The 9,121-nt window shown below is 69.6% G+C and carries 11 protein-coding genes; 2 read left to right on the forward strand and 9 right to left on the reverse strand.

Going from position 1 to position 9,121, the window contains the following annotated elements; translation table 11 throughout:
* The first annotated feature begins 14 nt into the window (after positions 1 to 14).
* Positions 15 to 842, forward strand: coding sequence for a 16S rRNA (cytidine(1402)-2'-O)-methyltransferase (rsmI, locus tag HZB86_09755; GenBank protein MBI5905813.1), 828 nt, complete (start codon positions 15 to 17; stop codon positions 840 to 842).
* Between the two features lie 43 nt (positions 843 to 885).
* On the opposite strand, the gene HZB86_09760 is transcribed toward rsmI, so the two are convergent.
* From HZB86_09760 to ligA, 7 genes are all read right to left on the reverse strand, one after another.
* Positions 886 to 1,176 (reverse strand): hypothetical protein, encoded by a 291-nt coding sequence (locus HZB86_09760; protein MBI5905814.1) that lies wholly within the window; start codon positions 1,174 to 1,176, stop codon positions 886 to 888.
* A 64-nt stretch (positions 1,177 to 1,240) separates the two neighbouring features.
* On the reverse strand, positions 1,241 to 2,272 hold the full coding sequence (locus HZB86_09765; GenBank protein ID MBI5905815.1) for a zinc-binding dehydrogenase: 1,032 nt from the start codon (positions 2,270 to 2,272) through the stop codon (positions 1,241 to 1,243).
* Positions 2,269 to 3,477 (reverse strand): sigma-54-dependent Fis family transcriptional regulator, encoded by a 1,209-nt coding sequence (locus HZB86_09770; protein MBI5905816.1) that lies wholly within the window; start codon positions 3,475 to 3,477, stop codon positions 2,269 to 2,271. The genes HZB86_09765 and HZB86_09770 overlap by 4 nt, the downstream gene beginning before the upstream one ends.
* 10 nt (positions 3,478 to 3,487) lie before the next feature.
* Entirely contained in the window at positions 3,488 to 3,763 is a 276-nt protein-coding gene (locus HZB86_09775) for a hypothetical protein (protein MBI5905817.1), read from the reverse strand.
* A gap of 8 nt (positions 3,764 to 3,771) precedes the next feature.
* On the reverse strand, positions 3,772 to 4,776 hold the full coding sequence (gene amrS / locus HZB86_09780) for an AmmeMemoRadiSam system radical SAM enzyme (GenBank protein ID MBI5905818.1): 1,005 nt from the start codon (positions 4,774 to 4,776) through the stop codon (positions 3,772 to 3,774).
* Positions 4,754 to 5,035, reverse strand: a complete 282-nt coding sequence (locus HZB86_09785) for an acylphosphatase (GenBank protein MBI5905819.1) — start codon at positions 5,033 to 5,035, stop codon at positions 4,754 to 4,756. Before HZB86_09785 ends, amrS begins: the two co-directional genes overlap by 23 nt.
* Positions 5,032 to 7,089 (reverse strand): NAD-dependent DNA ligase LigA, encoded by a 2,058-nt coding sequence (ligA, locus tag HZB86_09790; protein MBI5905820.1) that lies wholly within the window; start codon positions 7,087 to 7,089, stop codon positions 5,032 to 5,034. Before ligA ends, HZB86_09785 begins: the two co-directional genes overlap by 4 nt.
* 80 nt (positions 7,090 to 7,169) lie before the next feature.
* On the opposite strand from ligA, the gene HZB86_09795 reads away from it, so the two are divergent.
* Entirely contained in the window at positions 7,170 to 7,460 is a 291-nt protein-coding gene (locus HZB86_09795; GenBank protein MBI5905821.1) for a hypothetical protein, read from the forward strand.
* Between the two features lie 12 nt (positions 7,461 to 7,472).
* Here the strand turns inward: HZB86_09795 and HZB86_09800 are convergent, their stop codons facing one another.
* Positions 7,473 to 8,660, reverse strand: coding sequence for a phosphoglycerate kinase (locus HZB86_09800; protein MBI5905822.1), 1,188 nt, complete (start codon positions 8,658 to 8,660; stop codon positions 7,473 to 7,475).
* Positions 8,661 to 8,904: 244 nt separating this feature from the next.
* A partial coding sequence (locus HZB86_09805; GenBank protein ID MBI5905823.1) for a hypothetical protein occupies positions 8,905 to 9,121 on the reverse strand: 217 nt, incomplete at its 5' end.

Raw genomic sequence — 9,121 nt, forward strand, 5'->3', positions numbered from 1 at the left:
CACAGGAAATTATGATGGGTGCCGGAACCCTGTACGTCGTCGCGACGCCGCTGGGGAACCTCGAGGACATCACGTTCCGGGCGGTGCGGATCCTGCGCGAGGTGCCGCTCATCGCGTGCGAGGACACGCGCCGGACGGTGAAGCTCCTCAACCGGTACGAGATCCGCACGCCGATGACGGTGTTCCACGACTACAACAAGGCGCGCGCCGGTGCGGGGATCCTGCGCCGCCTCCGGGAGGGGGAGAGCGTCGCGCTGGTGTCCGACGCCGGGACGCCGGGCATCTCGGACCCGGGGTACGAGCTGGTCCGAGACGCCGTCTCCGCCGGGATCCCGATCGAGGTGATCCCGGGACCTTCCGCCCTCGTGTCCGCTCTCGTGATCTCGGGCCTGCCCACCGACCACTTCGTGTTCGAGGGGTTCCTCCCCAACCGAAAGGAGCGCCGCCGCAAGGCGCTGCACGCGCTGTCCGGCGAGACCCGGACGATGATCTTCTACGAATCCCCCCAGCGTGTGGCCGCGTTCCTGGCCGACGCGGTGGAGGCGTTCGGGGAGCGCCGCGCCTGCGTCGTCCGCGAGCTGACGAAGATCCACGAGGAGATCCTGCGCGGGTCGCTCCCGGAGCTCGCCCGGGAGATCTCCGGCAGGGAGAGCGTCCTCGGGGAGATCACGGTGGTGGTGGGCGGAGCGCCGAAGACGATCGAGCTGTCCGTCGAGGACATCGTCCGCGCCGCGCTGGAGGACGCCTCCGGCTCCTCGCGGGACCTCGCCCGGGAGATCGCGGAGAGGACCGGCGTGTCGCGGAAGGAAATCTACGAGGAGATCCTGCGGCAGCGGAAATGAGACGGGGCGGCCACGCGGCCGCCCCGTGCCCTGCGGGATCGCGTCAGACGGCGACGAGCAGCGAGTCGGTGACGTGCGTGACGAGGGAGTGGAACTTCTCCTTCGCCTTCCGGAACGCCGGGTCGGCCAGCACCTTCTCGAGGGCGGCGAGCGATTCGAAGTCGACCTGCACCACGCGCTGCGGCGAGGAGCCGCCCAGCATGCTCTTGTACTTCCGGACCGCCTTCACGCCGCGGTACCTGCTCCAGATGTTCTTTCCCTGCCCCTTGACGTACTTCTCGTATTCGGAGTTCTTGCCCGGCAGGATGTCGAACCGGTACTCGAAGGTGATCATCGTCGCGCCTCCTTGGAATGTTGGTCCTTCTTACGGGATACGCTAACAAACCGCCCCGGCACCGTCAATCGACCCGCAGGACCACCTTCCCGAACTGGCGCTTCTCCTCGAGGGACCGGACCGCGTCGCCCGCGCGGGAAAGCGGGAAGACCGAGTCGACGACCGGCCGGATCAAGCCGTCGCGGAAGACGGAGAGCATCGCGGCGAACTCCGCGTGGGTCCCCATCGTGGAGCCGTGGACGGTCAGCTGATTCCAGAAGATCCGCGCGATGTCCGTTTCCGGGTTCGGGCCGGTGGTGGCGCCGCAGGTGAGCAGGCGGCCCCCCTTGGCCGCCGCGGCGATCGACCGCTTCCAGGTGGCCTTCCCCACCGAATCGAGGACGACGTCCACCCCCCGCTTGTCCGTAAGCGCACGGATCTCCCGGGCGAAATCGGTCTTCGCGTGGTCGATCCCGGCGTGCGCCCCCAGCGCCTTCGCCCGCGCCAGCTTCTCCGCGCTGCCGGAGGTGACGAACACCGTCATCCCGAGAAGCTTCGCGATCTGAAGCGCGGCGACGGCGACGCCGCCCCCGATCCCGATGATCAGGAGCGACTCGCCCGGACGGACGCGCGCCTTGGTGACGAGCATCCGCCAGGCGGTTAGGAACGTGAGGGGGAAGGCGGCCGATTCCTCCCAGGAAAGCGCCGCAGGCTTCGGGTAGGCGTTGACCGCCGGGGCGACGACGTATTCGGCGAACGTGCCGGCGACGTGCTCCCCGAGGAGGTGGAAGGTCACGCACAGGGAATGCTCCCCCGCCATGCAGAATTCGCACTCGCCGCAGTTGATGCCGGGGTTCAAGACCACCTCGTCCCCGGGCCGCACGCGGGTGACTCCGGGGCCCACCGATTCCACGACCCCCGCGCCGTCGGACCCCATCACGTGCGGCAGCGCGACCGGGATGCCCGGGATGCCGTTGCGGACGAAGATGTCCAGGTGGTTCAGCGCCCCCGCCCGGATCCGGACGCGCACCCGCCCCGGGCCGGGGACCGGGTCGGGAAGGTCGCCGTACTCGATCGTGTCCGGTCCGCCATGTCTGCGGAAAAAAGCCGCTTTCATGCCTCGGGGGAATCCTTTTTCCGGGCCCGCCGGTAGACGATCTCGGGGGGGATGTCCGACGCGTCGATCATCGTCCCCTGCTTCTTCTTCGCGGCGATGACGCCCACGAGGTCCCGCAGCTCGCGGACGTTCCCCGGCCACGCGTACGATTCGAGGATCTCGAGGGCCGCGGAGGTGAACCCCCGGAGGGCTTTCTTCCGCTCCCGGTTCGCCTCTTCCAGGAAGTGGTGCAGCAGCAGCGGCACGTCCCCGCTCCGCTCCCGCAGCGGCGGGATCCGTATCGAGCCCGCTTCGAGCTTCTTCGCCAGCGTGGCGGGCATGTTCCGGGCGTTCGGGATTCCCGCGAGGGGCACCGGGGACGAAGCGACGAACCGGACGTCGGGCGCCCCGTCCCCGCCGTCCGCCGCGGGGGGCGCCCCGAGGGAGCGGTCCAGCCGATCGAGGACCGCGGAGGGCGCCTCCCCGAGGTCGGACAGGTACAGCGTGCCGCGGTTGGCGAGTTCCATCTTCCCGGGCCGGGGCACCGCGTGCCGCTCGCCGTCGGCCGGATCCTGTCCGAACAGGTCCGCCTCCAGCCGGTCCTCGGGAACGTCGGCGCAGTAGACCGGCACGAACAGCCCCGCCGAACGGTTGCTGGAGAAGTGGACGAACCGGGCGAAGAAGTTCCGGCCGCTCCCGCGCTCCCCGACCAGCAGCACCGGGTCGTCGGTGTTCGCCATCCCCTGGAGAGCGAGGAGAAGCCGTTCGATCGGCTCGCTGTCCCCCACCACGGACTGGACCTGGTGCCGGCCCCGGATCTCCGATTTGAGGAACTGGTTTTCCCGGAGCAGCCGACGCTGCTCGAACGCCTTCTCGGCGAGGTTCACCACGTCGTCCGCCCGGAGCGGCTTCACGAGGTAGTGGAACGCCCCGCTGCGCATCGCCTCGATCGCGGTGTCGGCGGTCGCGTACCCCGTCATCAGGATCACCTCGACGTCCGGGTGGATCTCCTTGGACGCCCGAAGGAGGTCGAGCCCGCTCTCCCCGGGCATCATGAGGTCGGTGAGGATCAGGTCGAACTGCCCGCTCTCCAGCTTCTCGATCCCTTCCGTCCCGGACCGCGCCTCGGTCACGGTCCACCCCTTGTCCTGGAGGATCGTCGAGAGGAGGGTGACGATCGCCGGTTCGTCGTCGACCACGAGGACCCTCTTCAGCCGGTTCGTCATGCGACGTTCCTCACGGTTTTCTCCTTCGGACGGCCCAGAGGACGGCTCCCGCGCCGGCCAGGAGGATGATGACCAGGGACGCCACTTCGAGGCCCCTGTACCGGGAGCGGCTCATGCGCTCGGCCGCCGCACGGTTCTCGAACGTTCCCGCCGTTCCGTTGTCGGTCGCCGCCGCGGACGGTATTGCGATGAGGAGGGCGAAACCGAGGAGGAGAGCGGCCAAGACGCCTGCCGTCCCTTTCGCGAGGCGGAATTTCCCGCGACCGTTCGGGATCCAGCGGTCCATCGGACGATTTATACCACGAATCGCAGGCCGGCGCCGCAGGAGGCGCACCGGGCGCCGGAGAGCCCGACCGCCTCGGAGCGGTACCCGGCCCGGCGGACCGCCACCGCCCCGCAACCGGGGCAGACGGTGTCCTCCCCCCCCGGCATGGAGATGTTCCCGACGTAGACGTACGGAAGACGCTCCCTCGCGGCGCGCCACGCCGATTCGACGCGGGCGGGCGGGGTGGGGGGGGCGGTCGCGCGATGCTGGGGGAAGTAGCGGGAGAAGTGGAGCGGGATCTCCGGGTCCGTGTCCGCGACGAAGTCGATCACCCGGCGGACCGCTTCGTCGGAGTCGTTGCGTCCCGTGTACAGGAGGTTGGTGACCTCGACATGGGTCGCCTTCGCGGCGGTGCGGATCGTCTCCAGCACCGGCGCAAGCTCCCCTCCGCACACCTTCCGGTAGAAGGCCGGGTCCATCGATTTCAGGTCGACGTTCATCGCGTCCACGAACGGCAGCAGCTCCTCCAGCGGTTCCGGGAGGACGTACCCGTTCGTCACCAGGACGTTCTTCATGCCGGCCGCCCGGAACGCCTTCGAGCAGTCGAGGACGAACTCGAACTGGATCAGCGGTTCGTTGTAGGTGTAGGCGATCCCGACCGATCCTCCCCTTCGGGCCGCCGCGACCAGCTCCGCGATCCGCACGTCCGCGAGCGGCGCCCGGCGCAGGACCAGTTGCCAGTTCTGGCAGAATTCGCACCGGAAGTTGCACCCGACGGACCCGATGGAGAGGATGGAGGCGCCGGGGTGGAAATGGAAGAGCGGCTTCTTCTCGATCGGATCGATCGCGACGGAGGCCGCCTTTCCGTAGGTGGCGGCGACGAGCGCACCGTCCCGGTTCTCCCGCACTCCGCAGATGCCGGCCTTGCCGGCGGCGATCCGGCACCGGTGGGGGCACAGCCCGCACCGTACCGCGTCTTCCTCCGGGCGCCAGTACGAGGCGCCCCGTGCTTCAGTACCGGATGTCGAAGTCATGGAAGATCTCCCCCGGCGGCCGCCAGGAAACCTCGATCCCGGTCACGTGCGCTCCCGGCGGCCCGGTCCGCATGAAATCCACGACCGCCAGGACGGCCGCGCGGTCCCCCTGCACCACCGCCTCGACCCGCCGGTCCGGAAGGTTCCGCACCCAGCCGCGCGCGCCGGCCTCCCGCGCGAACCGCACGGTGGCCCCGCGGAACCAGACCCCCTGCACGCGCCCCGACACGACGACGTGGGCCTCGGCGGGGCCCGTCATCCGCCCGGTTCCTTCCGTCCGAACATCGCGAGAAACTCCGGCTCGGTGAGCACGGGGATCCCCAGCTCCCTGGCCTTCGCCAGCTTGCCGCCCGGATCCTCTCCCGCGACCAGGAAATCCACCTTCCGGCTCATCCCGGCGGCGATGTTCCCCCCCTCCTTCCGCACCATCTCCCGGGCGCGGCCGCGGGGGACCGAGAGCGTCCCCGTGAAGAGAAACGTCTTTCCCGAGGTTTTGCCGGCCGGCGCCTCCGGCGGAAGGGGGGTGACCTCCCGGAGGAGCCGGTCGACCGCCTTCCCGCGCTCCGGGGAGTCGAAGTGGCGGCGGATCGATTCCGAAACCTCGGGGCCCACCTCGCGCACCTTGCGCATCTCCTCCTCGGACGCGCGCCGGATCGCCTCGATGGAGCCGAAGTGGCGGGCGAGGACTTCCGAGAGGTGCTCCCCCACGTGCGGGATTCCGAGGGCGAAGAGGAAGCGCGACAGCGGGACGTTCCGGCTCCTCTCGATCGCCCGGACGAGGTTGTCCGCCGACTTTTCGCCGAGCCGCTCCATGCCGGCGAGCGTCTCCCGGTCGAGCCGGTACAGGTCGGCCGGATCGGTCACCAGCCCCTGGTCGACCAGGGCGGAGACGATCCGGGTTCCCATCCCCTCGATGACCATCGCCTCCTTCGCTACGAAGTGCCGGAGCGACCTCCGCCGGTTCTCCACGCACCCGTCGCCCGTGCACCGGTGGGCCGATTCCCCGGGGATCCGCTCCACCGGCGCATCGCACGCGGGGCACCGGCCGGGGAAGACGAACTTCGGGCCGCGCCCCGGAACGTCCGCCCCCGCCGAGAGCGATTCCACCACCTCCGGGATCACGTCCCCGGCCCGCTGGACGACGACGCGGTCCCCCACCCGGATGTCCTTCGCGTCGATCGTGTCCTGGTTGTGAAGCGTCGCGCGCCGGACGGTCACCCCGCGGACGACGACGGGAGAGAGGATCGCGACCGGGGTGATCGTCCCGGTCCGGCCGACGCTCAGGAGAATGTCCTCCACCGTCGTCTCCGCGCGGTCGGGAGAGAATTTCGCCGCGATCGCCCACCGGGGGGAACGGGAGATCTCCCCCAGATCCTCCTGGAGGGAGGCGTCGTTGACCTTCGCGACGATCCCGTCGATCTCGTACGGAAGGGATTCCTTCTCCGCCTCCGCCTTCCGGTAGAAGTCGACGACCTCCCCGATGTCGCGGCAGCGGCGGCTCCACTCCCGGTTCACCGGGAATCCGAGCCGGGACAGCAGCTCGAGCTCCTCCCAGTGGGACCGGAAGGTCGCCCCCTCCAGGCGGCCGGTGCCGTAGACCCACAGCCGCACCCGGCGGCTCGCGGTCACCTTCGGGTCGAGCTGGCGCACCGACCCCGCGGCTGCGTTCCGCGGGTTCGCGAACGGCGGCTCCCCCGCCCGCTCCCGTCCGCGGTTCAGCGCCGCGAGGTCCCCCCGCTCCATGTACACCTCCCCGCGGACCTCCAGCACCCTCGGGGGGGGCGTCCCCCCGTGCCCGGGACGGGACGGCAGGGACAACGGAACGTCCGCGATCGTGCGCAGGTTGGCGGTCACGTCCTCGCCGCGGACGCCGTCGCCCCGGGTCGCTCCCCGGGCGAACGAACCGTCCTCGTAGAGCAGCTCGACGGCGAGACCGTCGATCTTGACCTCCGCGACGTACCCCTCGCGGTCGAGCGCCTCCTCCGGGACGCCCCTGGCCTTCAGGGAGCGGCGGATCCGTGCGTCGAACTCGAGCAGCTCTTCCGCGGAGAAGGCGTTCTGGAGGGAAAGCATGGGGACGGCCCGGACGACCGTGCCGAACGCCTCCACGGGCCTTGCCCCCACGCGCCGGGTGGGTGAGTCGGGGTCGGCCAGCTCCGGGTGCTCCTCCTCGAGCCGCGCGAGCTCCCGGAACAGGGCGTCGTACTCCGCGTCGGACACTTCCGGAGCGTCCTCGCGGTAATACCGGTCGTTGTGGTACCGGATGATCTTCCGGAGCGCGTCGATCCGGGTTTTCGGGGATGCGTTGCCCACCCGCCGATTATACAATGGAAGAAACGGCGAATCCCGGCCCCCGGCCGGGGGCGGGACCGCCGACGGGCGCGAGGTGAGCCATGTCGTTCTGGAAGAGGTTGTTCGGAGGCGGAGACGAGCCCGAGGCGAAGAAGGGGCAGTACGGGGTGGACTACGTCGGCGTCTCCGAGATGCTGGCGTTCAACCGGAACCTCCTGGAGGCGCTTTCCCACGAGAAGCAGGGGATCGAGCTGTACTCGCGGTTCCTTTCCGAGGCGAACGACGAGCGCGGCCGGGAGATGTACCGCCGCCTCATCGACGAGGAGAAACAGCACCTGAAGATGGTGCACGACGAAATCGAGGGGCACAAGAAGCAGGGGTACTGGAGCTAGACGGGGGGCGTGCTACTCCTCCTCCAGCGCCGCGATCCCCGGCAGCCGCTTCCCCTCCAGAAGTTCGAGGAACGCCCCGCCGCCCGTCGACACGTACGACATCCGCGAGAAGAGCCCCGCCTTGTGGAGGGCGGTGTCCGTGTCGCCGCCGCCCACGATGGTGGTCGCGTCGCTCTCCGCCAGCGCCCGCATCACCGCCTGCGTCCCCGCCGCGAACGGCGCGGTCTCGAACGCCCCCATCGGCCCGTTCCAGACGATCGTCTTCGCGTCCTCAAGCGCCTCGCGGAACAGCAGCCCGCTGGCCGGCCCGATGTCGAGCGCCATCATGCCGTCGGGGATCTCCTGCGCGGGGACCGTTTTCGCCTGCGCGGAGGCGTCCAGCCGGTCCGCGACGACGACGTCCACGGGAAGGTAGAGCCGCACCTTCTTCGCGGCGGCCCCCGCCAGCACCTGCCTCGCCGTCTCGACCATCTCGGCCTCGTAGAGCGACTTCCCCACCCCGTACCCCAGGGCGGCGAAGAAGGTGTTCGCCATCGCCCCGCCGATCAGGATCTTGTCCACTTTCCCCAGGACGTTGTTGATCGCCTGGATCTTCCCGGAGATCTTCGCGCCGCCGAACACGGCGACCAGCGGGCGGGCGGGGGAGACCAGCGCCTTCTCGAAGTAGGCGATCTCGTTCTTCATCAGCATCCCCGCCGCGCGCTCCTTGACGAATTTCAGGATCGCCACGTTGGAGGCGTGCCCGCGGTGCGCCGTGGCGAAGGCGTCGTTCACGTAGACGTCGCACAGGGCCGCGAGCTTCTTCCCGAACCCGTCGTCGTTCTTCTCCTCTTCCGCGTAATACCGGACGTTTTCCAGGAGGAGCACGTCGCCCGGCTTCATCGCGGCGACCGCGCCCTCCGCGACCTCGCCCGCGCAGTCGGCCGCGAACGCGACCGGCCTTCCCAGCAGCTTCGCCAGCCGTGGCGCGACGGGCGCCAGGCTCATCTCGGGGACCCGCTTCCCCTTCGGGCGCCCCAGGTGCGAGAGGAGGATGGTCTTCGCGCCCTTTTCCACCGTCTGCCGGATGGTCGGGAGCGCCGCCTGGAGGCGGGTGTCGTCGGTGACGTTCCCGGCCTTGTCCATCGGCACGTTGAAGTCGACGCGGACAAGCGTCCTCTTCCCGGAAAGGTCCATCTGGTCGACGGTGCGGATCTTCATCGCGGTCGTCCTCCTTCGGTCGGCGGTGGGGAATTCCCGGTGTGCATAGTACCAAAAACCCGCCGCCGGATCATCCGGGGCAAGCCGTCACGGACGCTGCGCTCCTCGCGGGGGGCTTCCTCTCGGGGACGTTCGCGATCTTCGCCCGCTCACTGCGGATTCCGCTCGACGCAATCCCTGCCTCGCTCCATACGCCCCCTCCGAGGAACCCCCCGCTGCGTCACTCCGCGTGTGAACGGCTTTCTTATCTTCGCAGCAGTCCCATGACGATTTCGATCGCGATCAGCAGGATGATGATCATCTCGAGCGTTTCCGAGCGCGCGGCCTGCGCCCGGTTGTTCAGCACGGTGTAGATGTCGGTCAGCGCGGCGAGCTGGTCGCGCACCGTCCCCTCGTGCTTCTCCGCCCCCACCTTCCGCCGCGCCTCCTCGTACACGCGGGCGAGGTACGCGTCCCCCACG

It is taken from the genome of Deltaproteobacteria bacterium, from assembly GCA_016234845.1.
Lineage (GTDB): Bacteria > Desulfobacterota > Deferrimicrobia > Deferrimicrobiales > Deferrimicrobiaceae > JACRNP01.

What these genes read in the sequence shown, in the direction of transcription:
- rsmI (MBI5905813.1), top strand. Translation starts at nt 15, where the DNA reads ATGGGTGCCGGAACCCTGTACGTCGTCGCGACGCCGCTGGGGAACCTC.
- HZB86_09800 (MBI5905822.1), bottom strand. Translation starts at nt 8,660, where the DNA reads ATGAAGATCCGCACCGTCGACCAGATGGACCTTTCCGGGAAGAGGACG.
- HZB86_09785 (MBI5905819.1), bottom strand. Translation starts at nt 5,035, where the DNA reads ATGACGGGCCCCGCCGAGGCCCACGTCGTCGTGTCGGGGCGCGTGCAG.
- HZB86_09760 (MBI5905814.1), bottom strand. Translation starts at nt 1,176, where the DNA reads ATGATCACCTTCGAGTACCGGTTCGACATCCTGCCGGGCAAGAACTCC.
- HZB86_09765 (MBI5905815.1), bottom strand. Translation starts at nt 2,272, where the DNA reads ATGAAAGCGGCTTTTTTCCGCAGACATGGCGGACCGGACACGATCGAG.
- HZB86_09795 (MBI5905821.1), top strand. Translation starts at nt 7,170, where the DNA reads ATGTCGTTCTGGAAGAGGTTGTTCGGAGGCGGAGACGAGCCCGAGGCG.
- HZB86_09775 (MBI5905817.1), bottom strand. Translation starts at nt 3,763, where the DNA reads ATGGACCGCTGGATCCCGAACGGTCGCGGGAAATTCCGCCTCGCGAAA.
- amrS (MBI5905818.1), bottom strand. Translation starts at nt 4,776, where the DNA reads ATGACTTCGACATCCGGTACTGAAGCACGGGGCGCCTCGTACTGGCGC.
- HZB86_09770 (MBI5905816.1), bottom strand. Translation starts at nt 3,477, where the DNA reads ATGACGAACCGGCTGAAGAGGGTCCTCGTGGTCGACGACGAACCGGCG.